Source organism: Corynebacterium freneyi, from assembly GCF_030408835.1.
Lineage (GTDB): Bacteria > Actinomycetota > Actinomycetes > Mycobacteriales > Mycobacteriaceae > Corynebacterium > Corynebacterium freneyi.
Genome location: NZ_CP047357.1, coordinates 2,475,205 through 2,501,294, shown reverse-complemented (window position 1 = coordinate 2,501,294; position 26,090 = coordinate 2,475,205). Strand labels below are relative to the sequence as shown.

Genomic DNA, 26,090 nt, shown 5'->3' with positions numbered 1-26,090 from the left:
ATCCGCGGGGCGATTCCGGTGTGGTTGTTCTCTCTAGACACCGCTGCGATGTTAGTGGTCGGCGTGGCGTTGCCGGGGCCCGGGCGGCCCCGGCCGTGCCGGATGCGGGACGACGACTGCCGGGAATCGGATCAAGCGTGCCGGATTGATCCAATCATCTTGCTGTGAGGTTCGATGTGGAATCCAGGTTAAGCGGCTCTTCCGGATCTGGGGTGCGTAGCCGGGATGAGGTACCAAGTATGAGGATCGGGACCCACCACAAGATATAGGGGTCCCTGGTGCGAAGATGAAAGCTCCTACACAACCATCTTTCGCCCCGAGGACCTATGCCCGATTCTACGTCTCTTATTGCTGACACCATCATCCGGACCGTTGAACTCGGCCTGACCATCACGGGCGCCGCGATCGATGAGCGCCACACGTGGATCACCTGCCGCCCGGTGGAACAGGATGCCTCCTGCCCGGCCTGCGGGATGAAAGGCCGGCTGCGTGATCACCGGATCCGTGAACTCGTGGACCTGCCCGTCGTCGGGCATCCCACCCGGTTACGGATCCGGCTACCCCGTTTCACCTGCACCAACACCGCCTGTGCGACAAAGATCTTTCAACAGCAACTCGTGTGCGCGAAGCGGAAAGCCAAGCTCACCGACCGCTGCACCCGCTGGATCCTCCAGCGCCTGGCGATTGACCGCATGAGCGTTGCCGCGATCTCGAAGTCCCTGGACATCGGCTGGGATCTGGTCAACCAGGTAGCCCTCGAACAGGCCTGGGAGCTGATCTACGCTGATCCCACCCACCTGGCCGGAGTCCGCGTCCTGGGGGTGGACGAGCACAAATGGAAACACCGCCGCGGCGACGGTACTCCCGGTTTCGTCACCGTCATCGTCGACCTGACGCCGAACGTGGACGGCACCGGGCCCGCCCGGCTGTTGGACATGGTGCCGGGCAGATCCGCTGAGGTGCTGCGCCGCTGGCTCGCCGCCCGGGAGAAGTCCTTCCGCGACCGGGTGAAAGTCGTGGCGATGGACGGATTCGCCGGCTACCACACCGCCACCACCGAGCAGCTGCCGAAGGCGAGGAAGGTGATGGACCCGTTCCACGTCGTGCACCTGGCCGCCGACAAGCTGACTATGACCCGGCAGCGGATCCAACAGGACACCTGTGGGCATCGCGGCCGGTCAGGGGATCCCTTGTACGGGGTGCGTCGGATCCTGCTAACCCGGATGGGACTGCTGACCGACAGGCAGAAAGCGAAGCTGGACGCGGTGTTCGCTGATGAGCGGCACACGGCTGTGGATGTCACGCACTGGACGTATCAGGACATCATCGCAGCCTATGAGCATCCTGACCGTCGGGTCGGGAAGAGGTGGATGTACAAAATCATGTGCCGGATCCGGAAAGATCTTCCCGCCGGGGTCCAGGAGCTGGGGCAGTTGGGCCGGACGATGTGGAAACGACGGGCCGAGATCCTCGCGTACTTCGACACCGGCGCTTCCAATGGCCCCGTCGAGGCCATCAACGGACGGTTGGAGCACCTGCGTGGCATCGCACTCGGGTTCAGGAACCTCAACCACTACATCTTGCGGTCACTGATCCACTCCGGAGGGTTCCAGGCCAAGATCAACGCACTCTAAAACCGGAAGGGCCGGTTAAGCTGAGATCCCATGATGGAAGATAAAACGCTCTTCGTCTTTATGGACGAGTCCGGCGACATGCAGTTTAAGTCTAAGGGTACGCGTCACTTTCTGGTTACGGCGGTATGTACTCCACGTCCCGCGTATTCTGCGGCTCTAATGCAGGAACTCAAGTACGAACTCATGGCCGCGAGAAGCGAGGACCTGGAATTTCATGCCACGAACAATAGTCCGGGAACCAGAAGGCGGGTCATTGACGTGATCTGCGGAATTCCTGATCTGCGGGTTCATACCATGTGGATTGATAAGCGATACACGCACCCGGCTCTGCAGAGCAATACGGCGCTCTTTGGGCTGTTTGCGCGTTCAATGGGCAGATGGATCGATTCCGTTTATCGATCGTCGGATTTTGAAGGCGTTGTACTCATCTTCGACTCGGTCTTGACGGGCAAGGAGCGGGAAGCGTTTAAAAAGAAGCTTAAGCCCGAACTTCAAAAGCTAAACTTTCGCTACAAGATCCTGTTCCACCCCGTGAAGCAGGATCTCAATGGGCAGATCGCCGACTACTTCTCATGGTCCTGGTTCAGGAAAATCGAACATGGTGACAGTCAGTACTACGACGAACTAAGTAAGACGACCCGGTGGACCCAGTTCGACCTCTTTAAATCCGGGATGACTCAGTACTGGGAGGGGCCGGAGAAAAAATGACCACCCCACCTACCGGACAGGCCGGAAAGCCCGGGGGCTCTTTTCAGTGGGGTGGAACCTTTGTGCTGCCAGTGTAGGATGCGTGCCCCCGCATGTCTAGCGCAGTGCGCATGCTTAGCGCGCTAAGCACGTCCAGTGCGTTGGTGGACTGGTCTGCGAGCTACATGTCGCGGATGTCGCCCGTGAAGCGCCGGCGCCGCTTCTTGCGGTCCCAGGCCACGATGTCGGTGCTCGGCGTGGCGTTGCCGGGGCCCGGGCGGCCCCGGCCGTGCCGGATGCGGGATCACCTACTCTCGGTGATCGACCCAGCGCAGCAGCCCATAGAGGAAGCGCGTCGATCCGGGCATGAAGTTGCTGCCGTGATGGAAGAACGGGTCCAACGAGGTGACGATGATGCGCCCCGGCGTGGACTCCCGGTCTTCCAACAGGATCGCGCCGACCTCGGCCCAATCGCCGTTGCCGTCCCGTTCGTCGAGGCGGACCAACGTGGTCGTCGCGGCGTCGGAAACGAATGCGCCGTGGTGGTGCCAGATGACCGCCTTCGACGAGAAGTATTTCCATGCGGGATGGTCACCGGACGACATGCGGATGCCGGGATCCTCCCCGACCGACCACCACCAGAAATTCGTCGGCCGATCGAAGTGGCGCAGGCCCGGCAACCAGGACTCCACCTCGTTGATGCCCAGGACCACCAGCGTGTTGCCGGCCTCCGCGACAGCCCGCAGTTCCGCAGCACGCGCCCGGAGGAGCCCGGGGTGCATGCGGTCGGCGACAATCACGGTTTCGAAGCCGTCGAGATCACCCGGCTCAAGTTCCGGCAGGTAGAACCACGTCGGTTGATGGGCGAGAATCGCCGGGTCGCGCATGGCCGTGAGGTGGAAGTACGTGCCGTTGTGGACGATGGCCAGGCGGCCGCCGCCGGCGGGAGCCTCATCGCAGCGGCGGAGGACGGACCCGTCGGGGAGAACCACTTCGGGAAGGGGATTGTTCATCGCAGCATCAGCCAATCGATCAGTTGCGGTTGAATTCGGGCGGCGGTGTTGCCGTCGTCGGCGAACACCCCTAACTCGATGCCGGGGTGGATGAGCACGCGGCCACGGCCGTGCGCGTACACGTAGTCGACGGGAAGCTTCTCCGGGCCGATCCGCGATGTGATGATCGCCCCCGGCGGGTGGTTGAGCGTGTACCCCCTGGCGTAGAAGCCGGTGATTCCGCGGCGTGCGCTGACGTCCAGGAAATCCACGCCGGTCCACACCGGGTGCGGGGCTCCGGGGGAGAGGTGGAGTTCGGCGGGGGCCGCGTAGTCGAGCGTGCGGAAGTCGCCTTGCTTCGGGAGGAACTTCACCACCGGGTGTCCCATCAGGGCCACGCGTCCGCCGCGGTGGATGAACTCTTCGAACCTCGTGGCCTGCGTCGCCAGGAACCGCTGGTCGGCGGACATGGACACGAGGATGCCGCGCACCCCGGCAAGGTCGGTGTCGGCGAAATCGTAGGCGTCGATGTGGGAAACGGCGTCGAGTGCGGGGGACTGCGGATTGACCATCGACGTGGCGCCCATGCGCAGGTAGAGGACCCTGCCGGGGTCCGAACGCGTATCGGTCATTTTTTTCCTTTCGGGATTGGATGATGGAGGCGGGAGTCAGGACACGGCGACGGCGTCGCGCACGCCCTCGTATCGCGTGACGACGATGTTCCGCGGGCGTTCGCCGTCGGGGACGGTGACGCGGAACAGGTCGATGCCGTACAAGCGGGTGAGCACGTCGTCGGAAAGCAATTCGTCGGCGGGGCCGGCCCGCAGCCCGTCCGACGGGTCGAGGACGAGCGCCTGGCCCCCGAGGTGGAGGGCGTGCTCGGGACTGTGGGTGGACAGGACGACGGCCAGGCCCTCGTGCCGTAGATTGGAGAGCAGTTCCAGCACCAGCGCCTGATTGCGCAGGTCGAGTGCAGATACCGGCTCGTCGAGGATGAGGGTGTCGCACCCGGTGGCCAGTGCGCGGGCGATGAGGATCAGCTGCTGCTGTCCGCCGGACAGACCGGTGAACGGCCGCGACGCCAGATGGGCCATGCCCACCCGGTCCAGGGCCTCGGCGGCGATCCTGCGGTCCTCGGCGCCAGGTTGGGAGAACATGCTCAATTGCCGTGCCCTGCCCATGAGGACCATGTCGGACACGAGGTAGGGGAAGACACCGGCCGTCGCCTGCGGCACGAAGCCGATCTGCCCCCGGGTGGACACCGAGCCCTCCGACGGTTCGGAGATTCCGGCCAGCAACCGCAGCAGCGTCGACTTGCCGACGCCATTGGAGCCGAGCAACGACGTGATGGACGAAGGCTCCACGGTCACGTCGAGCCCGCGGAACACCCACGGGCCGCCGCCGAAACGGAAGCCGAGATTTCGGGCTTCAATCATGGGTTTTCCCCTAATCTTCGATCGCGGAGCCGCCGCGGTTCTTGCGCAGCAGCCAAATGAACACCGGCGCGCCGATGACTGCGGTGAGAATTCCCACCGGCAGTTCGGTCGCCGCCACCGAACGCGACAGGGTGTCGATTAGCGTCAGGTAGCTGGCGCCGATGAGCACCGACAACGGCAACAGGATGCGGTGATCCGGCCCGCCGATGAGCCTGGCGACGTGGGGGATCACCAGCCCCACCCACCCGATGACGCCGGATACGGCGACCGCGCCGGCGGTGATCAGCGCCACCATCGCGAGCAGAAGCACCCGCAACGGCTGCGGGCTCAAACCCAGCGACCGTGCCTCGAAGTCCCCGAGACTGAGCACGTTGATGCGCCACCGCAGGATGAGGATCACCGTCGTGCCGATGGCCACCGGCACCAGGGCGACGGCGACCTTCTGCATGGAAGCCGCGGTGAGGGACCCCATCAGCCAGAAGACGATCGACGGCAGCGTCGTGTACGGGTCCGCCAACATGGTCACCAGCGAGACCAGTGCCGAGAACAGGGCGCTGACGACGATGCCTCCGAGCACGATCATCAGCACCGAACCACCGGTGCGCGTTCGGCCGATGCCGATGACGACCCAGATGGCCAGCGCCCCCATCGCGAAGGACAGTCCGATGAGCCACGCGGTGCCCAGGCCCAGGGCTAACGCGAGCACGCCGCCGAAGGAAGCGCCCGAAGAAACGCCGACGACCTGGGGGCTGACCAGGGGATTCCGAAACACGGCCTGCAGGGTCGCACCGGCCAGGGCCAAGCCGCCGCCGACGATCATCGCCAGCAGGACCCGGGGGAGCCGCGATCCCAGCACGACCTGCTCTTCTTGCGGAGTCCACGTTTGGCGGATGTCGACGACCTGGCCGATGAGCATCCGCACCACTTCGTTGAACGGAACGTTGAACCGGCCGATCGACAGCGAGGCGATGAACGACAGCACCAGCGCAGCGACGGCAAGCAGCAGGATCATCGCCGTCCGTCGGGCGTGGGCGGCGTGGAGGACTTCGACGCCGTCGGGGCCGTCCGGGCGTTCGACGCCGTCGACGGTCGCCCGGGAAGCGGACTTCGGCTTAACGAGTGAACGCGTCATAGTTTGCGCTCCCCGAGTTGGCGTCGACGGCGAGGACCCGGTCGATCTGTTCGTCGGTCAGCTCGTGGTCGTAGAGGAAGGAATAGGAGTCCTTCATGGCCCGTCGGAGGTCGAAATCGGCGGTCTCGGGGTGGAGCAGTTTCGCGGCCCACTGCCACATGAGGTTGGATTCATTGCTCGGCGGATCCCAGGCGAAGCCGCCGTTGGGGATCTTGTAGACGCGCTTGTTCTTCACCGCCGACATTTCGGCGAAGAAGGGGTCGCCGTACATGTCCTCCGGGGTGGCGGGGGAGAAGTTCCCGATGAACACCACCTCCGGATCCCACGCGAGCAGCTCTTCGCGGGAGACCTTCACCGAGGAACCGGGCCCGGCCTTGGTTCCAACGTTGTCGGCGCCGCAGAGGGTGAGCCAAAAGTCCATGTACGACTCGGTTCCGGAGACCTGCATTTCGTCGTAGTTGAACAGGTTGACGGCGCGGGGACGGCGGTGCGCGGTCCCCACCGCCTTCTCCACTGCGGCGCGGTCGCGGTGCATGTCGGCCAGGATTTTCTCTCCCCGTTCCGGCTTTCCGACGAGTTCGGTGAACATCTCCACCCAGTACTCGAGGTCCTCCTGGGTGCCGTAGATGATGAGCAGAAGCTCGAGACCGGCTTGCTCGATAGGGGTGATGATCTCGTCGCCCATATGGGCCCACTGAATGACGACGTCCGGGTTCTGGGCGGCGATGGTTTCGATGTTCGGCACGAAATCGTTGCCTGCGGCGGCGATGGGAAGATCCATGATTTCGGGGAACATCTCGGCGAGCAGTCCATTCTTCGCCTGCATCTGGCTGGCGCGGTTGACGGCGACGATCTTGGAGATGCCCTGGTCGGCGGCGATGATCATCGATGGCGCCGGAATGACGGTGGTGGCGATGCGCTCCACGGGGGCATCGAAGGAGACGGTGCGGCCCTTTTGGTCGGTGATCGTCGGGCCCTTGCCGTTGGCCGGGGCATCGGCGGTGCCGGAGGCGGCGTCGGCGGCGTGGGTGTCGCGGGTCGAGCAGCCGGTGAGCGCGAGGGCGCTGCCACCGAGGAGGATGAGCGCGGAGCGGAGGGCCGTTCGGCGGCTCATGGCGAGGCGTCCGGTGTCCGGGCCCTCCCCGTCGAGTGCGGGGCGCGGGGCCGGAGGATGCGTCGGATTCATCGTGATGGGTCGTTCCTTTGTCTCGTCGAAATTCATGGACGGGAGCGAGGCAAGGGAAAGGGTAGCCTAATTCGATTAGGTGTAGCTAATCTGCCTCCTGGGTTGAGGAAAAGACCCGACCCCCGAGATCGACGTTGATCTCGGGGGTCGGGTCAGCTTGCTTCGGGGCGGTTCCCGGCGCGTGAACTACACGTCCCGCACGTGACCCGTGAAGTGCGGGCGCCGCTTCTTGCGGTCCCAGGCCACGATGTCGGTGCCGCCGCGGCCCACGCCGTCGACGACCTCGCCGGCGCGGGTGATGGCGACCATCACCGTCGCCGGAACGATCACCGGGGCGCCGAAGTCGATGTGGAACTCGAACGGGGCGCCGCCCGGCACATCGGACTCCGCCAACGCGCGCGACGCGGTGTACATGCCGTGCGCCACGACGCCCGGCATGCCCAGCGCCTTCGCCGTCAGGCCCGTGACGTGAATCGGGTTCCAGTCGCCGGACACCTTCGCCCACGTGCGACCGATCGAACCCGGAATGCGCCACTGCGCCGTCGGACGCGGTACCTTGAACTGCGGCCGCTTGGACTGGCCGGCCGAATCGTCGAGAGGCTCGACGTCGTCAAGCTTCTTGCCCTTGGCCAGGTACACCGAGGTCTCCTCGACCAGCACCTCGCCGTCACGCGACACGGTCGCCTCGTGCACGACCTCCGTGCCCGAACGGTGCGCGCGGAAACCCGCCACACGGACCTCCACGTCGACGTCCGCACCCACCGGAACCGGCTTGAGCTGGCGGTACGTGTTCGACGTGTGGATCAGACCCATCATCGGCAGCGGGAAATCATCGGCCGCCATCAACTCCATCTGCAACGGCATGATCAACGCATGCACGTGGCCGAAGAACGCCGAATTGGCAACATGATCGACCGGCGGGGCACCGGCGACGCGACGGAAGTCCTCGTCGCGCGACGCCGACACCTTCACGCCCTTGACCGCCAGAGCCGGGGTCTTCAGCTTCGACGTCCGATTCGAACGCGCGCCGCCCGTCGCCGCCTTCGCGTACAGCGGAACCAGCGACGGAACCTCGGACAGGATCTTGGCTTCAGTCATGCCCGCGCCCCCTTACTGGCCCACGATGTTCTGACCGCACACGCGCAGAACCTCGCCGTTGACGCCCAGCGCACGGTCGGAGACCAGGAACGAAATCGCCTGCGCGACGTCACCCGGCTGACCGCCCTGCTGCAGCGAGTTCACGCGACGCGCGACCTGACGGTTGACGAACGGAATCGCCGCGGTCATGTCGGTCTCGATGAAGCCCGGGGCGACGGCGTTGATGTTGCCGCCCATCGACGCGACGCGGTCGGCGGTGGCCTCCACCATCGCGATCACGCCGGCCTTCGACGTGGCGTAGTTCGTCTGGCCGCGATTGCCCGCGATGCCCGACGTCGACGCCATCGTGGCGATGCGCGGCGACTTCTGGAACGCCTCGTGCTTCAGCAGCTGCTCGTTCATGGTCAGCTGCGCCTCGATGTTGACGGCGATGACCGAGCCCCACTTGGCCTCGTCCATGTTCGCCAGCATCTTGTCACGGGTGATGCCCGCGTTGTGCACCACGATGTCCAGCTTGCCGAAACGCTGCTTCGCGGCGTCGGCGATGCGGTTGCCGGCGTCGTCGGAGGTGATGTCGAGCTGCAGGGCCAGGCCGCCGAGCTCGTTGGCGACCTTCGACAGCGCATCGCCGGCCGGGGGCACGTCGATGACGATGACGTCAGCGCCGTCGGCCTTCATCTGGCGGGCGATGGCCGCGCCGATGCCGCGGGCCGCACCGGTGATCGCCGCGACCTTGCCGGCCAGCGGCTTGTCCCAGTCGGCCGGGATCTCGCCGGCGGAGGAGGACACGGTGAGGAACTGGCCGTCGACGAACGCCGAACGACCCGAAAGGAAGAAGTGCAGCGACGCGACCACCGACGGGGCGGTGACGTCGACGCCGTCGTGGACGAGGATGCCGTTGGCCGTGGAGCCGCCGCGGACCTCGTGGCCCATCGAACGGACCAGACCCTCGACGCCGCCGCGGGTGGCGTTGAGCGCGACGTCGATGTCGGTGCCGTGCTCCGCCTTGGCGCGGGAGATCACGATGAAACGGCCGCCCTTGTCCAGCTTGCGCAGGTGCTTCGCGGCGTTGAGGACCGGGCCCTGCAGCTCCTTCGGGCGCTTGGCCTCGGTGACCACGACCACGATGGCGCCGACCTTGTCGTCGCCGGCCTGGTCGCGGCGGACGTTCAGGTCCCACTCGCCGAGCTGCTTGGCGACGGCGTCGGCGTCGGCGCCGGAACCGGTCACGAGGACCTTGTCGTTCTTCAGCAGCGGCTCGCCGGGCTTGTGGCGGCGCAGGTGCGGGGGCTGGGGAAGGCCGAGGGACTTGGCGACGCCCGTGAGCGGACCGCCGTTGACCAGTTCCTGGTACTTGTCTGCCATGTCAGATGCTCCTAAATGTGTTCAGCGCGTGGCTTGATGTGGGGTGCGGTACGCGTCGGTTACGGACGGGCCTCGAGGATGGCGACGACGCCCTGGCCGCCTGCGGCGCAGACGGAGATCAGCCCGCGGGCGACCTTGCCGGTCTCGTCGGCCTTGGCGCGCAGCATTTTCGCCAGCGAAGCGGTGATGCGGCCGCCGGTGGCGGCGAAGGGGTGGCCGCAGGCCAGCGAGGAACCGTTGACGTTGAGCTTCTCGCGCGGGACGGAGCCCAGGGCACCGTCGAGACCGAGCTTCTCGCGGCAGTAGTCCTCGTCCTCCCAGGCCTTCATCGTCGAGCACACGGTGCCGGCGAAGGCCTCGTGGATCTCGAAGAAGTCGATGTCGTCGAAGGTCAGGCCCTGGCGGGCGAGCAGGCGCGGGGTGGCGTAGACCGGGGCCATGAGCAGGCCCTCGTCACCGTGGACGAAGTCGACGGCGGCGGACTCGACGTCGACGACGTCGGCCAGCACCGGCAGACCGCGCTCGGCGGCCCACTCCTCGGAGGAGATGAGCACGGCGGAGGCGCCGTCGGTCAGCGGGGTGGAGTTGCCGGCGGTCATGGTCGGCTCGGCCTCCAGGCCGCGGCCGAAGACCGGCTTCAGCTTGGCCAGCTTCTCCGGGGTGGAGTCGGCGCGCAGGTTGGTGTCGCGGGTGACGCCCTTGTACGGGGTGATCAGGTCGTCGAAGAAGCCCTCGTCGTAGGCGCGGGCCAGGTTCTGGTGCGACTTGGCGGCCAGCTCGTCCTGCTCGGCGCGGGTGACGCCCCACTCGGCGGTGGTGATGGCCTGGTGCTCGCCCATCGACAGGCCGGTGCGCGGCTCGCCGGTCGACGGGGTGTCCGGAGCCAGGTCGGCCGGGCGGACCTTCAGGAAGACCTTCGCCATGTCCAGGGTGGACTTCTGGCGGCTGGCCTCCAGCAGGATCTTGCGCAGGCGGTCGTTGACGGCGATCGGGGCGTCGGAGGTGGTGTCCACGCCGCCGGCGATGCCGGCGTCGATCTGGCCGAGCTTGATCTTGTTGGAGATGGAGGACAGGGCCTCCATGCCGGTGGCGCAGGCCTGCTGAATGTCGTAGGCCGGGGTGGCCGGGTCCAGGGCGGAGCCCAGGACGCACTCGCGGGCGAGGTTGAAGTCGCGGGAATGCTTGAGCACGGCGCCGGCGGCGACGGAACCGAGGCGCTCGCCGGACAAGCCGTAACGGGCGACGAGGCCGTCGATGGCGGCGGTGAGCATGTCCTGGTTCGACGCGTTGCTGTATTCCTTGTTGGAACGCGCGAACGGGATGCGGTTGCCGCCGACGATGACGGCGCGGCGCGGGGTGTTCTGGGTGGGCTTGGTCGTCATGTGACTGGTCCCTTCCTTGATCGCTATGTGTGATCTGAGTAACTAAATGTAGACATTATCCCGTATTGCGGGCCATGTCACCTCCTTGGCGAAATCCCCCCGATTCGAGGCTTCGCCCCGGCCTCTCCCCAGCTTCTTCCGGGCCGCCCTCGAACTGCTCCCGGGCTGCGCCGAGGTCGCTTGCCGGAGTCGACCGCGGCGATCCACGCGGTCGCCCCCTCCCGATCGGGGCATCGCGGGGAAGACCGATCGGCCGGGGTCTATGCTCTATCCCCATGCGACCCGAACTTTCCGCGTACAGCCACCTGACGGCGGGCAAGGTGCGCGAGATCTACGAAGTCGACGATGACACCCTGCTCATGGTCGTCTCCGACCGGATCTCCGCGTACGACCACATCCTGGACACGCCCATCCCCGACAAGGGCCGGGTGCTCACCGCGATGAGCGTCTTCTTCTTCGACGAACTCGACTTCCCCAACCACCTCGCCGGCGCCGCCGACGACGAGCGCATCCCGGCCGAGGTGCTGGGCCGCGCGCTGGTGTGCCGGAAGCTGGAGATGCTGCCGTTCGAGTGCGTCGCCCGCGGGTACCTGACCGGCTCCGGCCTGGTCGAGTACCGCGAGTCCGGCACCGTCTGCGGCATCGAGCTGCCCGAGGGGCTGACCGAGGGGTCGAAGCTGCCCGAGCCGATCTTCACCCCGGCGACGAAGGCCGAGATCGGCGACCACGACGAAAACGTCCCGTTCTCCCGCGTCGTGGAGTCGCTGGGCGAGGACCGCGCCAACGAGCTGCGCGACGCCACCCTGTCCATCTACTCCCGCGCCGCCGAGCTGGCCCTGGAGCGCGGCATCATCCTGGCGGACACGAAGTTCGAGTTCGGCCTCGACGCCGACGGCGGGCTGGTCCTGGCCGATGAGGTGCTCACCCCGGACTCCTCCCGCTACTGGCCGGCGGACTCCTACGTGGAGGGACAGGTCAATCCGTCGTTCGACAAGCAGTACGTGCGCAATTGGCTGACGTCGGCGAAGTCCGGCTGGGACAAGAACGCCGGCACGCCCCCGCCGCCGCTGCCCGGTGGCGTCGTCGAGGCGACCCGTGAGCGCTACATCGAGGCCTACGAGCGCATCTCCGGCCGCCGCTTCTCCGACTGGATCGGCGACCCCGCGTGACCGAAGCCCCCGTCGCCGCCCGCCGCCCCCACGTCCGCGCCCATCACGGGCGGGAGTTCGTCGACGACTACGAGTGGTTGCGCGACAAGTCCGATCCGGAGGTGATCGCGCACCTCAACGCGGAAAACGCGCACACCGACGCGATGACTGCGGATCTCGGCGATCTGACGGAGTCGATTTTCGGCGAGATCAAGTCCCGGGTGCAGGAGACCGACATGTCGGTGCCGGTGCGTTCGGGCGACTGGTGGTACTACTCGCGCACCCTGGAGGGGAAGTCCTACGGGCTGTCGTGCCGCATGCGCGCCGACGGCGACGACTGGACCCCTCCGACCATTCCGGACGCCGCGCCTGGCGAGCCGGTGCCGGGGGAGGAGATCCTGCTCGATCTCAACGAGCTGGCCGAGGGCCATGATTTCTTCTCGCTTGGCGCCGCGTCGGTCACGGTCGACGGCAATCTGCTGGCCTATTCCACGGACGTCGTCGGCGACGAGCGGTACACGCTGCGCATCAAGGATCTGCGCACCGGCGAGCTGTACGACGACGTCATCTCCGACATCGCCGCGGGCGCCACGTGGGTCGGTTCGGCTCACCTGTTCTATCAGCGGCTCGACGAGGCGTGGCGGCCGGATTCGGTGTGGCGGCATGCCGTCGGCACGCCCGCATCGGAGGACGTGCGCGTCTTCCACGAGCCGGACGAGGCCTACTGGGTGGGCGTCGGCACGACGCGCAGCGAGAAGTACCTGATCTTCGAGGCGGGCTCCAAGATCACGTCGGAGACCTGGTACCTGGAGTGCGCGGATCCGACGGCGGAGCCGACGTGCGTGCGTCCGCGCGAGCGGGGCGTCGAGTACGACGTGGATCATGCGGTCATCGGCGGCGAGGACGTGTGGCTGGTCACGCACAACATGACGGGCCCGAATTTCGCCCTCGGCGCGGTTCCGGTCGGTTCCTTCGAGTCGGTGGATGACCTCCGCGAGCTCATCGCGCACCGCGACGACGTGCGCGTCGAGGGCGTCGATTGCTTCGCCGGCCACCTCGTCGTGGCGTACCGGTCCGGCGGCATCGGCAGGCTCGCCCTGTCGGTGCTCGACGGTTCTTCGCTTGACGACGCCGATCCGGTTTTCTCCGAGCTCGAGTTCCCGGAGGAGCTCTACACGGCGGCGTCGGCGGGAAATCCGGAGTGGGAGGCGCCGGTGCTGCGTTTTTCCTACGGGTCGTTCACCACGCCGACGGAGGTGTGGCAGCTCGACGTGGCCACCGGGGCGCGGGAGATGCTCAAGCGTCAGCCCGTGCGCGGCGGGTACGAGCCGTCGGATTACGTGGCGGAGCGCCGGTGGGTCACCGCCCGCGACGGTGCGAGGGTGCCGGTGTCGCTGGTGCGCCGCGCCGACCTGGACACGTCGGTGCCGAATCCGCTGCTGCTGTACGGCTACGGGTCGTATGAGGCGCCCATCGACCCGGGTTTCTCCGTGGCGCGATTGTCGCTGCTGGATCGCGGCATGATTTTCGCCATCGCGCACGTCCGCGGCGGCGGCGAGATGGGCCGGGCCTGGTGGGAGCAGGGCCGCGGGTTGACCAAGAAGAACACGTTCACCGACTTCATCGACGTCGCCGACGACTTGCTCGACGCCGGCATCACCGCCCGGGACCGCATGGTCGCCGACGGTGGTTCGGCCGGCGGCATGCTCATGGGCGCGGTGGCGAACATGGCGGGCGATCGGTTCGCCGGCATCGAGGCGGTCGTGCCCTTCGTCGACCCGCTGACGTCGATGCTCATGCCCGAGCTGCCGTTGACGGTGGTGGAGTGGGACGAGTGGGGAGACCCCTTCCATGAGGAGGAGGTCTACGACTACATGGCGTCGTACGCCCCGTACGAAAACGTTGAGGCGAAGAAGTACCCGCCGATTCTGGCGGTGACCAGCCTCAACGACACCCGCGTGCTGTACGTGGAGCCGGCGAAGTGGATTGCCAAGCTGCGCGAGGTCGCCGGCGGCGTCGAGGGATCGGGGCCGTTTTTGCTGAAGACCGAGATGAGCGCGGGCCACGGCGGCGTCTCCGGCCGCTACGCCAAGTGGCGCGAGACCGCGTTCCAGTACGCGTGGCTGCTGCGGGCGGCCGGGGCGGCCTGACCGGGAGCGAAGGACCGGGGATTAGCCCGCCGTTTGAGTGGGCGTCCACTGGCCGTCACCGAAAATTCATCCGGTGATGTTTTCCTTGGCTCATGACCGCCGTCTCGCCCGCCCTCGTGGTGTCGGTGTCGGGCATCCGGGATGACCGGCTGCTCGACGCCGCACGTTTCACCGCCGCCCTGGAGTACCGGGGCATTTCTCCGTCGCTGCTGGTCGCGCCGCATTTGGGCGCCGATTGGTCCCTGCGCGATTCGCCGGCGGTGCTGGATTGGGTGCAGCGTCGGCGGGACGAGGGCGCCGAGATCCTGCTCGCCGGCTACGACCAGTCCGACCGGGGCCGTCGCGGGGAGTTCGCGGCGCTCGACGCCCACGAGGCCCGTCTGCGGTTGACCGCGGCGACGCGCCAGATGCGGGCCCTGAGCCTGGACACCGACATGTTCGCCCCGCCGCGCTGGCTGATGTCGCCGGGCACGCTGGAGGTGCTGCCGGACCTCGGTTTCCGCATCGCCGCCGATTTGCACGGCGTCCACGACCTGGTCACCGGGGCCACCGACCCCACCCGCGTGCTGGCGGTGGGAGAGGGCTTCGGCGCGGCCGGCTGGTGGCGTCGGGCGATGCGCAATTCCGTCAACCGCGCCATCGCCGACGGCCGACCGATCCGCATCTCCGTGTCCGCCGGCCGTCTGCGCGACGAGAAGGTCCGCCGCGACATTCTCCGCCTCCTCGACCTGGCCATGTCCGCGGGCGTCGCCCCGGCGGGCTACGGCGCGGTGCCCCTACGATGGGCGGCATGAGCGACGGCACGCAGACCACCGGTTCCCTGTACGACATTCCCGTCACCACCATCGACGGGCGCGACACCACGTTGGCGGAGTGGGCGGGCCACGTCCTGCTCATCGTCAACGTCGCCAGCGAATGCGGCCTGACGCCGCAGTACGAGGCACTGCAGGAGCTGCAGGACGAGTTCGCCATGCGCGGCTTCTTCGTCCTCGGATTCCCGTGCAACCAGTTCGGCGGCCAGGAACCCGGCACGGAGGAGCAGATCGAGCAGTTCTGCCGGTCCACCTACGGGGTGGAGTTCCCCATGTTCGCAAAGATCGACGTCAACGGCGACGACGCCCACCCGCTGTACCGGCGACTGACGCAGTTCGCGGACGCCGACGGCGAGGCGGGCGACGTGGCGTGGAACTTCGAGAAGTTCGTCGTCGACGACTCCGGCGAGATCGTCGGCCGATTCCGCCCCCGCACCGCACCCGACGACGACGCGATCATCGACCTCATCGAGGAGCATCTGCCGGTGTAGCCGTCGGATCGGATGCGAACTCCGGGTCGGCCTCCCCGTACTCGCCGTCGTTCGCGTCGTTCGCGTCGCCCAGGGCCGCCGACGGTTCCGGTGCGATCGGGTCCTCCAACCGTCCGGTCGCGCCCCAGCCCATGATTCCGCTGCGGTTGCGCAGGTTCATGCGGGCCAACCCGACGCGGCCGAGTTCGTCGCCGCCGACGGTGACCACGTCGCCGGACACCGCCACGACGATGTTGACGTGATGGCCGAACGGGCCGGGGTAGTCGTAGAAGATCAGGTCGCCGATCTGCGGGGAGAACTCCGGGTCGTCGTCGGCGTCGATGTACGCGCCCCGATCCGCCATCACCCCGGCCAACTCCAGCGGGTCGTCGATCAACCACGCATCGACGTCACCCGCCGTCTCGGGGCGCACCGGCAGACCGGCCTCGTTGAGCACCCACGACACGAAAGCCGCATCCCACCGCCCCTCCGGAGCCGATGAGCCGTCGTCAAGCACCGCCGCCTCATCGCCCCGCGAGAAATACCGCGCACCGTCGGGCTGCTCCCCGTACTGCTCCCGCCCGATCTCCGCGATCCGCTGCTGGTACGTCGGCCGCTCGGGATCGACGTCCGGGAACTCGCCCCCGCGCCACGCCAACACGTTGACCGGCCCCCACGCCGACATCGCCGCGCCGAAGACGAAAACGAAGGACAACAGCAGAATCGGCCAGGGGGCGAGCCGGAAACGGCGGGAACGGTCGGCGTCGGTCATGGGCTCAGGATAGCGACGGCAATGGTCGCCGCCCCCGCCTAGTAGAGTTGACCCCGGAAATGCGTCCCGCGACCAGGCGGGGCTTCCCACCGAACAACAGGAGCACTTACGTGGCGCGTGTAGTTGTCAATGTGATGCCCAAGGCGGAGATCCTCGACCCGCAGGGCCAGGCCGTCCACCGGGCCCTGGGACGCATCGGCGTCTCCGGAATCTCGGACGTTCGCCAGGGCAAGCGATTCGAGCTCGAGGTCGACGACTCCGTCACCGACGAGGACCTCAACCGCCTGGCGGAAACCCTGCTGGCGAACACGGTCATCGAGGACTTCGAGGTCGTCCGCGAGGAGGGCAAGTGACCGCCAAGATCGGCGTCATCACCTTCCCCGGCACCCTCGATGACGTCGACGCCGCCCGCGCCGTCCGGCTGGCCGGCGCCGAGTCGGTCGACCTGTGGCACGCCGACGCCGACCTGAAGGGCGTCGACGCCGTCGTCGTGCCCGGCGGCTTCTCCTACGGCGACTACCTGCGCAGCGGCGCCATCTCGGCGCTGGCCCCCGTCATGCGGTCCGTCATCGACGCCGCGGGCAAGGGCATGCCGGTGCTGGGCATCTGCAACGGCTTCCAGATCCTCACCGAAGCCGGCCTGCTGCCGGGCGCGTTGACCCGCAACGAGGGCCTGCACTTCGTGTGCCGCGACCTGCACCTCAAGGTTGAGAACACCGACACCGCGTGGACGTCGAAGCTGTCCGCCGGCCAGGAGATCCTCATCCCGTCGAAGCACGGCGAGGGCCGATTCCAGGCCGCCCCGGAGACCATCCGCGAGCTGGAGGAGGAGGGCCGCGTGGTGTTCCGCTACGTCGAAAACCCCAACGGCTCCATCAACGACATCGCCGGCGTGTGCAGCGCCGACGGCCGCGTCGTGGGCCTCATGCCGCACCCGGAGCACGCCGTCGAGGCGTTGACCGGCCCGTCGCTCGACGGTCTCGAGCTGTTCCTGTCCGCCGTTTCCACCATCGGCGCGTAAAGGGAGGACCGACATGACCGACAACACCCCGCACGCCAACGTCCACGACGACACCGTCGACAACGCCGCCGCCACCCCGGACCTCGCCCAGCCCTGGGCCGAGCTGGGCCTGAAGGAGGACGAGTACGCCCGCATCCGCGAGATCCTCGGCCGCCGCCCCACCGACGCCGAGCTGGCCATGTACTCCGTGATGTGGTCGGAGCACTGCTCCTACAAGTCGTCGAAGGTGCACCTGCGCTACTTCGGCGAGACCACCACGGACGCCATGAAGGAGAAGATGCTGGCGGGCATCGGCGAAAACGCCGGCGTCGTCGACATCGGCGACGGCTGGGCCGTCACCTTCAAGGTGGAGTCCCACAACCACCCGTCGTACGTCGAGCCGTACCAGGGTGCGGCCACCGGCGTCGGCGGCATCGTCCGCGACATCATGGCCATGGGCGCCCGCCCGGTCGCCGTGATGGACCAGCTGCGCTTCGGCCCCGCCGATGCCCCGGACACGCAGCGAGTGCTGCCGGGCGTCGTCGCCGGCGTCGGCGGCTACGGCAACTGCCTGGGCCTGCCGAACATCGGCGGCGAGACCGTGTTCGACGAGTCCTACGCCGGCAACCCCCTGGTCAACGCCCTGTGCGTCGGCGTGCTGCCGGTGGAGGACCTCCACCTGGCGTTCGCGTCGGGCACGGGCAACCGCGTGGTGCTCTTCGGTTCCCGCACGGGTCTCGACGGCATCGGCGGCGTGTCGGTGCTGGCGTCGGACACCTTCGAGGAGGGCGCGGAGCGCAAGCTGCCGGCCGTCCAGGTGGGCGACCCGTTCGCCGAGAAGGTGCTCATCGAGTGCTGCCTCGACCTGTACAAGGCCGGCGTCGTCGTCGGCATCCAGGACCTCGGCGGCGCGGGCCTGTCCTGCGCGGTGTCCGAGCTGGCGGCCGCCGGCGACGGCGGCATGGAAATCAACCTGGACAACGTGCACCTGCGTGCCGAGAACATGACCGCCGCGGAGATCCTGTCGTCGGAGTCCCAGGAGCGCATGTGCGCCGTGGTGAAGCCGGAGAACATGGACGAGTTCATGGCCATCTGCGCGAAGTGGGACGTCATCGCGTCCGACATCGGCGTGGTCACCGACGGCGAGAACCTGGTGGTCACCCACGACGGCAAGGTCGTCGTCGACGCCCCGCCGAAGACCATCGCCGACGAGGGCCCGACCTACCACCGTCCGTACGCCCGTCCCGAGTGGCAGGATGCGCTGCAGCAGACCCCGGATCTGGCCCGCCCGGCCTCGTCCGATGAGCTGCGCGCGACCGTGCTCGATCTGGCGGCGTCGCCGGCGCTGTGCTCGCGTGCGCACATCACCGAGCAGTACGACCGGTACGTCCGCGGCAACACGGTCGCCGCGAAGGATGCCGACGCCGGCGTGCTGCGCGTCAACGAGGAGACCGGTCGCGGCGTGGCGGTGTCCACCGACGCGTCGGGCCGCTACACCAAGCTCGATCCGCGCACGGGCACCCGTCTGGCGTTGGCGGAGGCGCACCGCAACGTGTCGGTCACCGGCGCGATGCCGTATGCGGTGTCCAACTGCCTGAACTTCGGTTCCCCGGAGAACCCGGACGCCATGTGGCAGTTCGCCGAGGCCGTCCGCGGTCTGGCCGATGGTGCGGCGGAGCTCAACGTTCCGGTCACCGGCGGCAACGTGTCGTTCTACAACCAGACCGGTGACGAGCCGATTCTGCCGACCCCGGTCATCGCGGTGCTGGGCATCGTCGAGGACGTGGAGAAGGTGATCGGCAACCGCCTCGCCCAGGACGGCGTCGCCGACGAGGTCCTGTACCTGCTCGGCGAGACCTTCGACGAGCTGGGTGGTTCGATCTGGCAGCAGGTCGCCCACGATGCGTTGGGCGGCATGCCGCCGGCCATCGACCTGGCCAACGAGGAGAAGCTGACGGAGTTCTTCCACGGCACCATCGAGTCCCGCGGCGAGCATTTCGTCTCCGCCGCCCGTGACCTGTCGGAGGGCGGCCTGTCGCAGGCCATCGTCGAGGCTGCGGCTCAGTCGGGCGTCGGCATCGAGGTTTCGCTTGACGACGTCTCCGCCGACCCGTTCGTGGCCCTGTTCTCGGAGTCGGCCTCGCGCGCTTTGGTCGCGGTGCCGGCCGGTGCCGCTGCGGACCTGGAGGCCCGTGCCGCCGAGGTGGGCGTGCCGTTCGCGAAGATCGGCCGCGTCCTGACCGCCGATGACGAGAAGGTCATCCGCGTGTCCGGTGGCGACATTTCCTTCGAGATCCCGGTGTCCGAGGCGGAGTCCGCATGGCGCGACACCCTGCCGAAGCTGTTCGCCCATGCGGCGGGCGCGAACTCGGTGGTCGAGGCGGAGTAATCCGTTTTTCGGCGTGAACCGGCTCTTCCGCGATGGCGGGAGGGCCGGTTTTTCGTGCGCGGTGGCGGGCGCCCCACGCGCGTCACGGCCGTGGGATACGGTAGGCCGTATTCGATTGGCGGGCGGTCGCCGTGAACGGGCGGCCGTCGCAAAGCAATGCACGCCCGACCCGACGTGGAAGTGGAGACCCCATGAGCGACACCGCCCCGGCCGGCGCCCCGGCCACCGCACCCCGGAAGAAGAAGCCCGCACCCGGGATGGTGCCGGCCGTGATCGCGCTGGTGGTGGTCATTCTGCTCATCATCGGCGTCGGCGGGTACATGGTGTGGGGAGGCTCTGGTTCGGGTTCGGGCTCCGGTTCGGGCTCTGGTTCGGCGACGGAGGCCGGCGGCGGCACCTCGAATTCGGTCGATGGTGGCCGGTCCGGGGCGGAGGGGGCGTCGGAAGGTGAGGGCCTGAGTTTCCTCGCCCGCCGCGACGAGGGGGACCCGATGGCGGTGGGAGCCGTCGACGCGCCGGTCGTGCTGATCAATTATTCAGACTGGCGCTGCCCGTTCTGCGCGAAGTTCGCCCGCGACATCGAGCCGACTCTGATGGCGGATTACGTGGAGGCGGGCACGGTGCGCATCGAGTGGCGCGACATGCCGATCTTCGGCGAGGAATCGATGCTCGCCGCCCGCGCGGGCCGTGCCGCCGCGGAGCAGGGCACGTTCCGCGAGTTCCATGAGGTCGTCATGGCGGCGGCCCCCGAGCGCGGTCACGCCGACCTCAACGAGCAGGCGCTGATGGAGTTCGCCGAGCAGGCGGGCATCCCGGATCTGGAGAAGTTCCGCGCGGACATGATGTCGGATCGTTTCGACGAGGCGATCGCGAAGGACGCCGAGGAGGGCTCCCTGTACGGGGTGAATTCGACGCCGACGTTCATCGTGGGCAAAGGCGTGATCGTCGGTGCTCAGCCGTTGGAGTCGTTCGTCGAGGCCATCGAGTCTCAGCTGCCCGACGGGGCCGGGGAGTAGCGCGTGGGAGTCGGCTCGATCGGTGTCGTAGGGGCGTTTCTCGGCGGTTTGCTGTCGCTGTTGAGCCCGTGTTCGGCGTTGCTGTTGCCGTCGTTTTTCGCGTACGCCTTCGACGGCGTGGGCAAGTTGGTGCAGCGCACTGCCGTGTTTTACCTGGGCATGATCGCGGTGCTCGTGCCGATGGGCGCCGGCGTCGGTGCGGTCGGGTCGCTGCTGACGGTGCACCGTTCGACCGTCACGATGGTCGCGGGGGTGGTGGTCATCGCTTTGGGCGTGTTCACCGGGTTGGGCGGCGGATTTCGGTTCGGTGGCCGGTTCGGCCCTGATGCGGAGGCGACGGCGCGGGGGACCGGCGTACTCAATGTCGCGGTGCTCGGTGCGGTGTACGGGTTGGCGGGATTTTGTTCGGGGCCGCTGCTCGGTGCGATTCTGACCGTCGCCTTGGCCGGCGGCTCGCCCGTGCAGGGTGGGGCTTTGATGGCGGTGTACGCGTTGGGCATGGCGGCGCCTCTGCTGCTCATGGCTCTGCTGTGGGAGAAGTTGGATCTGGGTTCGAGGTCGTGGTTGCGTCCGCGCAGCGTGAAGGTCGGCCCGGTGCACACGAATTCCCTGTCGTTGATCGCGGGTGTCGTGTTGGTGGGGTTGGGTGTTCTGTTCATCGTCACCGGCGGCACCGCGGGGTTGGGCGGCGTGACGACGGTGGATCAGCAGTTCGCCATGCAGGAATGGCTGACGACCGTATCGGGCGCCGTGTCGGATCTGTGGGTCGTATTGGGAGTGCTCGTCCTCGTTGCCGTCGGGTTGGTCGTGTACCTGGTGCGCGGCGCGCGCCGGGCATCGGACGACGCGACAGAGTAGGCGCGGACGTTCGCTCCCTCGGCATCTGTGGCCCCCACACTCATGTCCGATCACGCGCATGCCCGCTCATGCGCCTTCCTTCTCATGCGCATGCCCGCCCACGCGCGTGCCCGCTCACGTGCATGCCACAGCGTCGTCGATGATGCGCGGTTACAGGATCCGGCCGAGGTGGCGCTTTCCGGTGAGCAGGATTCCCAGCGACAACACCAGTGATGCCGCGCCAAACCAATAGGGGACACCGGCTCCGAATGTGGCTGCCAAGGGGCCGGAGACCGCAGGGGCGATGGCACCGCCGAGGAAGCGCAGGCCGGAATAGGTGGAGGAGGCGACGCCGCGGGGAAGGTCGGTGGCTTCCATCACGGCCTCGGTGAGGACGGTGTTGAAGACGCCGATGAACACACCGGCGACGATGACCAGCACGATGACGGCGATGAGGTTTTCCGCGCCGAATCCGAGTGCCGCAAGGAGAATGCCGAAACCGCTCAAGATGGCGATCAGGACCGGAAAGAGGCCGAACGATTGCGTGAGCCGCGGTGCAAGGAAAACGGAGGAGATCGCGAGAGTGAGTCCCCAGCCGAAGAACACGAAGCCGAGCTCGATCGCCCCGAAATTATTGCCTGCCGCGGCGGCGGCTTGGTCGATCGGGTAAGGGGAGTAGGCGAGCAGGGTGAAGAAACCGAAATTGTAGAAGAACGCGACGGCTCCCAATGTGAGTAGCGTCGGTTCCTTCAACGCGACGAGGCCCGCGTCGAATGCAACGGGTTCCGGCTTCTTCGGCCCGAGCTTCAGCAGCGTTGCGATTGCGAGGAAGCCGATGGTCATGAGCACCGCGGTGCCGTAGAAGGGTGCGCGCCAGGAGATGGAGCCGAGCAGTCCGCCTGCGAGCGGGCCGACGGCGAGGCCGATGCCCATGGCGGCCTCGTAAAGAATGATGGCCTGCCCGGCGCTGCCCGCGGCGGCGCCGACGATTGCGGCGAGGGCAGTTGAAATGAACAGCGCGTTTCCCAGGCCCCAGCCGGCCCGGAATCCAATGATCGTGTCGACGGAATTCGCGGCTCCGGAGAGGAAGGCGAAGAGCACGATGAGGGCCAAGCCGGTCAAGAGCGTGACTTTCACGCCGATTTTTGACGAAATGGCGGCGCTGAAGAACATCGCCAACGCGGTGATGAGCAGATAGCTGGTGAACAGCAGCATCGTCTGGGTCGGTGACGCTTCGAGTTCGCGGCTGATCGCGGGAAGGATCGGGTCCACGAGTCCGATGCCCATGAACGAGACCGCGCAGGCGAATGCGAGGGCCCAGACTGCGATGGGTTGCTTGAGCATTGATTGCGTATCGGCGTCGGATGCCAAGGATTTCCTCCTCTGCGTGGTGCGGACGTACGGGTCTATCGGTTTTGGCCGAGCTCCTCGGCCAGGTGGTGCATGAGTTCGGTGGCGCGGGTGAGTGCGGCGAGATCTTCGTCCGTGAAGGTGTCGAAGATGGGCAGGATGTTTGCGGCGGAATCCGCGCGGTACTGCACGAGAACTTCGCGGCCATGGTCGGTGATCATCAGATCGGAGGCGCGTGCGTCCGATGGTGATGGGTGGCGGGTGACCAGGTTGGCGTCGACGAGTTTCTTGATTGCTTGGCTCATCGACGGCTGCGTGATGCCCTCGCGACGGGCGAGTTCGCCGACGCGAAGCCCCGGCTCGCGGGAGAGTGCGGCGAGAGCGCGGAGGGAAACGTAGGACAGTTCGACCTGCGTGGACTGATACGCGGCGCGAGCGAATCGGCTGCTTGCCCAGACGAGATCGTTCGCCAGTCGGGTCGCATCATCTTTTTGCATAGGGCGACTATATATGTCGCCTATGCATGTGGCGAGAGGGTGGCCCGAGAATCTGGTGGCATCTTCCTGTTGTCATTGGCGTGGGATGTCCTCGAAGCCGGCTGGCTTTGAAGCGCAATGTCCTGGAGGGGTTTTCCTCAGAACTGGCTGCGATGGAAGGGCTGCCCCAGAACGGGTTGTCCTCGAACGGTGTTGTCCTCAGGAGGTGTTGTCCTAGAACGGGGATGCGTCAGAAGGGAATTCCGGGTCGCGGCCCCAGCGGCTTCGGCGGCTGCGGCACGCGGTGGGCATCCACATCAGCCCGACACCACCCAGACCCCTGCTCACGCCTACGCCTGGCCACCCGCGCCGAGACCTGCTGCCGCGACCACAACTCATCATCGACACACGGCCACCCATCATCAGCCGCGACCACCAACCCACCGGCCTGTTGCCGCACATCCGGGTCATCGGAGTTGAGCGGCCCGGCAACGAAATCAGCCAACTCCTCCTCGTACCGTCTGGTTTGACGGGCGTGTGTGCGCAGTGCGGCATCGATATCGGCCTGCTCCATCGCCGCCTGTCTGTCGGCTTCGGCTTTCATCCGCCGCAGATTATCCCCGTGAATCGTCGACGCCCGACGGGTGGCCCGCTGGGAAAACGTCTGTCGGCCGATATGGGCAATCGGCCCGTGGGCCACCGTGGTGGCAAACACGTGTCCGGCATGGTCGATCCATGTCACCGACCCATCGGCATGCATCACCGCGCGCCAATGCTTCGAGGTCTTCAGGTTGTGGTGGCGCTGGCACAAGCACTGCAGATTCCACGTCGCCGTCACCCCCAACCCATAACCACTGCCGCCACCGTCACCGTCACTGGTGGTGTGGGTGGGGTCGTAGTCGATGACATGGTCGATCTGACATCGATGCGCCGGCACATCACACCCCGGGAACCGACACTGACCATCACGGCCGCGTACCCGCGCTTTTTGTGCGTCGGTGGGCACATACCCACCGGTGACCGAGTCCGACGACAACCGAACAGTCGCCGCCCGGGACAGCCACGCCTTGGTCAGGTACTTCGGCAACCAGCCGGCACCATCGAGCCAGACCTGCACATCGGACTCATCAGCAGTGCCGGTGGTGTTGGCGGCGCCGGTAGTGCTGGTGCCGGTGGTGTTGGTGCCGTCGACGTAGACGTTCATCGTCACCGACACCCCCTCACCGCCACCGCGACACAACGCCATAAGAGCATCGGGCAAAGAACACTCGTTGCCGTCGTTGCCGTCGTTGGCCTTCGCGTCCCGGATTGCCCGCACGGTGGCGTCGAACTCGGCGAGGCGGTCTTTGCGCAACACCACGATCAACTGCCCGAAATCACCAGCTCCCTCATTGTCGACCGCGTACGACTCGCCGACAATCGGCCTCGGTTCATCGTCGGGTGGGGTCGACACCGGTTCGATGGCTTCGACGATGCGGCGCAACTCCCGGGCGAAGACCCTCGGTCCGGGCAGGGCCTGGAAGTCCTTCCTCGGACACAGGTAGGCGACGAACTTGTCTTCCACCGCGGCGAGATTGTCGTCGGATACCGCGGCAATGGCCGCGGCAATCGTGGCCAGGCGTTCATGCGGCCACGCCCCCGACCGGCATACGCCCAACACTTTGGGCATGCGGCGCAGCATCACCCCGACGTCGCAGTATCGGGCGGCTTTGCCACGTGACAGTCCCAGGCGCGTGGCCACGCAGGCGAGGTGGGAGTCGACGTCGTCGTCACCATCGGGGGTAACTGCAAGGCAGATGTCGATGTCGACGAGGTTGCGCCGCCGGGCGAGGTTGCTCACCGGCTCATCGCGTTCGGTGGCCCACCGCTTCCGCGCAGGTGGCGGCTCGGTGTCGTGATGATCGTGATCGTGATGGTGGTGGTTGTTGGTTGCGTCATGGTCGAATGCCATGTCGATTCCCCCGGCGCTGGATGCGCGTGTCGAAAGTGCCTGTGTCGCGTGATCGCTGCTGCTGATCTGCCCCGATGCGGTGGCCTTCCCCGGCCCCGCCGTCACCATTCATCATACAAGTGTTCGAGTCGATTCCTTCGAACATTGGGTAACGATTCGGGTTCGTTTCGCCCCACCGTTCACATGTGCATCAGGGCGCATGCGTACCCGCCGCCGTCGTCAAGCAAAACCATCCGGCCAAAAAAGAAACGTTCGACGATCCGCCCCCGCACGTATCCTGGTCGCGACCGCGGCCCCGGCGCCACCCCACGCCCCACCTAAGAAAGCGACGCGACGATGTCCGACAAACCCACCGTCTACTTCCTGTGCAACACCAACGGCGGCAAATCCCAGATGGCCGAAGCCATCATGCGCCTGCGCGCCGACGAAGCCGGCCGCGACATCGACGTGCGCTCCGCCGGCCTCACGCCCGCCTCGACGATCAACGCGGACTCCGCAGCCTCCGTCGCCGAAATCGGGGCCGACATGACCTGCGGCACGCCCACCGCCATCGACGACGCCGTCATGCGCGGCGCCGACCGCGTCATCATCGTCGGCGGCGCGGACATCCCGGCCCGCGACGGCATGAAGACCGACGTCGAACGCTGGGAAGTCGACGAACCCAGCCTCCGCGGCATCGAGGGGGAGGAGCGCATGAACCTCATCCGCGACGACATCGACGGACGCGTCCGGAAGCTCCTCGACGACATGTGACCCCCGGCTCACGGACCACCACGCGGGCCGTCGTCAAGCCAAAAACGCCCGGAC

At 67.0% G+C, this 26,090-nt stretch carries 24 protein-coding genes; 12 read left to right on the top strand and 12 right to left on the bottom strand.

All coding sequences use genetic code 11. The features are described from left to right. The first annotated feature begins 326 nt into the window (after positions 1-326). Both CFREN_RS11200 and CFREN_RS11195 read left to right on the top strand, forming a co-directional pair. Positions 327-1,634, top strand: a complete 1,308-nt coding sequence (locus CFREN_RS11200; RefSeq protein WP_209651956.1) for an ISL3 family transposase — start codon at positions 327-329, stop codon at positions 1,632-1,634. A 30-nt stretch (positions 1,635-1,664) separates the two neighbouring features. Then, complete coding sequence (locus CFREN_RS11195) at positions 1,665-2,342, top strand: DUF3800 domain-containing protein (RefSeq protein WP_209651958.1); 678 nt, start codon at positions 1,665-1,667, stop codon at positions 2,340-2,342. Positions 2,343-2,629: 287 nt separating this feature from the next. Here CFREN_RS11195 and CFREN_RS11190 read toward each other — a convergent pair whose 3' ends face one another. From CFREN_RS11190 to CFREN_RS11155, 8 genes are all read right to left on the bottom strand, one after another. Then, positions 2,630-3,334 carry a hypothetical protein gene (locus CFREN_RS11190; protein WP_224370492.1) on the bottom strand — a complete coding sequence of 235 codons (705 nt, stop codon included), beginning with the start codon at positions 3,332-3,334 and terminating at the stop codon, positions 2,630-2,632. After that, on the bottom strand, positions 3,331-3,945 hold the full coding sequence (locus CFREN_RS11185; protein WP_209651960.1) for a hypothetical protein: 615 nt from the start codon (positions 3,943-3,945) through the stop codon (positions 3,331-3,333). Before CFREN_RS11185 ends, CFREN_RS11190 begins: the two co-directional genes overlap by 4 nt. 36 nt (positions 3,946-3,981) lie before the next feature. Further along, positions 3,982-4,749 (bottom strand): ABC transporter ATP-binding protein, encoded by a 768-nt coding sequence (locus tag CFREN_RS11180; RefSeq protein WP_209651962.1) that lies wholly within the window; start codon positions 4,747-4,749, stop codon positions 3,982-3,984. 10 nt (positions 4,750-4,759) lie between these two features. Next, complete coding sequence (locus tag CFREN_RS11175; protein ID WP_317986445.1) at positions 4,760-5,881, bottom strand: FecCD family ABC transporter permease; 1,122 nt, start codon at positions 5,879-5,881, stop codon at positions 4,760-4,762. Continuing rightward, positions 5,862-7,067, bottom strand: a complete 1,206-nt coding sequence (locus CFREN_RS11170; RefSeq protein WP_342356249.1) for an ABC transporter substrate-binding protein — start codon at positions 7,065-7,067, stop codon at positions 5,862-5,864. Before CFREN_RS11170 ends, CFREN_RS11175 begins: the two co-directional genes overlap by 20 nt. 186 nt (positions 7,068-7,253) lie before the next feature. Further along, the gene (locus CFREN_RS11165; RefSeq protein WP_209651964.1) at positions 7,254-8,165 is read right to left on the bottom strand and encodes a MaoC/PaaZ C-terminal domain-containing protein; all 912 of its coding nucleotides are present in this window, start codon (positions 8,163-8,165) and stop codon (positions 7,254-7,256) included. A gap of 12 nt (positions 8,166-8,177) precedes the next feature. Next, complete coding sequence (locus CFREN_RS11160) at positions 8,178-9,530, bottom strand: 3-oxoacyl-ACP reductase (RefSeq protein WP_209651966.1); 1,353 nt, start codon at positions 9,528-9,530, stop codon at positions 8,178-8,180. A gap of 59 nt (positions 9,531-9,589) precedes the next feature. Then, positions 9,590-10,912 (bottom strand): acetyl-CoA C-acetyltransferase, encoded by a 1,323-nt coding sequence (locus CFREN_RS11155; RefSeq protein ID WP_209651968.1) that lies wholly within the window; start codon positions 10,910-10,912, stop codon positions 9,590-9,592. 275 nt (positions 10,913-11,187) lie between these two features. Here CFREN_RS11155 and CFREN_RS11150 point away from each other — a divergent pair, with 275 nt between their 5' ends. From CFREN_RS11150 to CFREN_RS11135, 4 genes are all read left to right on the top strand, one after another. Beyond that, complete coding sequence (locus tag CFREN_RS11150) at positions 11,188-12,081, top strand: phosphoribosylaminoimidazolesuccinocarboxamide synthase (protein WP_070520169.1); 894 nt, start codon at positions 11,188-11,190, stop codon at positions 12,079-12,081. Beyond that, entirely contained in the window at positions 12,078-14,210 is a 2,133-nt protein-coding gene (locus CFREN_RS11145) for a S9 family peptidase (protein ID WP_246580138.1), read from the top strand. Before CFREN_RS11150 ends, CFREN_RS11145 begins: the two co-directional genes overlap by 4 nt. Before the next feature lie 92 nt (positions 14,211-14,302). Continuing rightward, a complete protein-coding gene (locus CFREN_RS11140) occupies positions 14,303-15,004 on the top strand; it encodes a DUF2334 domain-containing protein (protein WP_209651970.1) in 702 nt (233 codons plus the stop codon). Further along, positions 15,001-15,513, top strand: coding sequence for a glutathione peroxidase (locus CFREN_RS11135; protein WP_209651972.1), 513 nt, complete (start codon positions 15,001-15,003; stop codon positions 15,511-15,513). The genes CFREN_RS11140 and CFREN_RS11135 overlap by 4 nt, the downstream gene beginning before the upstream one ends. Here the strand turns inward: CFREN_RS11135 and CFREN_RS11130 are convergent. After that, entirely contained in the window at positions 15,488-16,264 is a 777-nt protein-coding gene (locus CFREN_RS11130; RefSeq protein WP_209651974.1) for a CHAP domain-containing protein, read from the bottom strand. The genes CFREN_RS11135 and CFREN_RS11130 overlap by 26 nt on opposite strands. Positions 16,265-16,374: 110 nt before the next feature. Here CFREN_RS11130 and purS point away from each other — a divergent pair, with 110 nt between their 5' ends. The 5 genes from purS to CFREN_RS11105 all read left to right on the top strand — a co-directional run bounded on the left by purS (position 16,375) and on the right by CFREN_RS11105 (position 21,527). Continuing rightward, complete coding sequence (purS, locus tag CFREN_RS11125) at positions 16,375-16,617, top strand: phosphoribosylformylglycinamidine synthase subunit PurS (protein WP_083291265.1); 243 nt, start codon at positions 16,375-16,377, stop codon at positions 16,615-16,617. Next, positions 16,614-17,285 (top strand): phosphoribosylformylglycinamidine synthase subunit PurQ, encoded by a 672-nt coding sequence (gene purQ / locus CFREN_RS11120; protein WP_035122788.1) that lies wholly within the window; start codon positions 16,614-16,616, stop codon positions 17,283-17,285. Before purS ends, purQ begins: the two co-directional genes overlap by 4 nt. Before the next feature lie 13 nt (positions 17,286-17,298). Next, a complete protein-coding gene (gene purL, locus CFREN_RS11115) occupies positions 17,299-19,653 on the top strand; it encodes a phosphoribosylformylglycinamidine synthase subunit PurL (protein ID WP_209651976.1) in 2,355 nt (784 codons plus the stop codon). 191 nt (positions 19,654-19,844) lie between these two features. Further along, the gene (locus tag CFREN_RS11110; RefSeq protein ID WP_244979478.1) at positions 19,845-20,669 is read left to right on the top strand and encodes a DsbA family protein; all 825 of its coding nucleotides are present in this window, start codon (positions 19,845-19,847) and stop codon (positions 20,667-20,669) included. Positions 20,670-20,672: 3 nt separating this feature from the next. After that, positions 20,673-21,527: a cytochrome c biogenesis CcdA family protein gene (locus CFREN_RS11105; RefSeq protein WP_209651978.1), complete on the top strand. Its 855-nt coding sequence runs from the start codon at positions 20,673-20,675 to the stop codon at positions 21,525-21,527. A gap of 150 nt (positions 21,528-21,677) precedes the next feature. On the opposite strand, the gene CFREN_RS11100 is transcribed toward CFREN_RS11105, so the two are convergent. The 3 genes from CFREN_RS11100 to CFREN_RS11090 form a co-directional block, all read right to left on the bottom strand. Then, positions 21,678-22,877, bottom strand: a complete 1,200-nt coding sequence (locus CFREN_RS11100; RefSeq protein WP_209651981.1) for an MFS transporter — start codon at positions 22,875-22,877, stop codon at positions 21,678-21,680. Positions 22,878-22,912: 35 nt separating this feature from the next. Next, positions 22,913-23,353 carry a MarR family winged helix-turn-helix transcriptional regulator gene (locus tag CFREN_RS11095; protein WP_035122783.1) on the bottom strand — a complete coding sequence of 147 codons (441 nt, stop codon included), beginning with the start codon at positions 23,351-23,353 and terminating at the stop codon, positions 22,913-22,915. A gap of 229 nt (positions 23,354-23,582) precedes the next feature. Next, positions 23,583-25,283, bottom strand: a complete 1,701-nt coding sequence (locus tag CFREN_RS11090) for an HNH endonuclease signature motif containing protein (RefSeq protein ID WP_209651982.1) — start codon at positions 25,281-25,283, stop codon at positions 23,583-23,585. Between the two features lie 336 nt (positions 25,284-25,619). Here CFREN_RS11090 and CFREN_RS11085 point away from each other — a divergent pair, with 336 nt between their 5' ends. Beyond that, on the top strand, positions 25,620-26,036 hold the full coding sequence (locus tag CFREN_RS11085; RefSeq protein ID WP_209651983.1) for an arsenate-mycothiol transferase ArsC: 417 nt from the start codon (positions 25,620-25,622) through the stop codon (positions 26,034-26,036). Positions 26,037-26,090 lie beyond the last annotated feature (54 nt).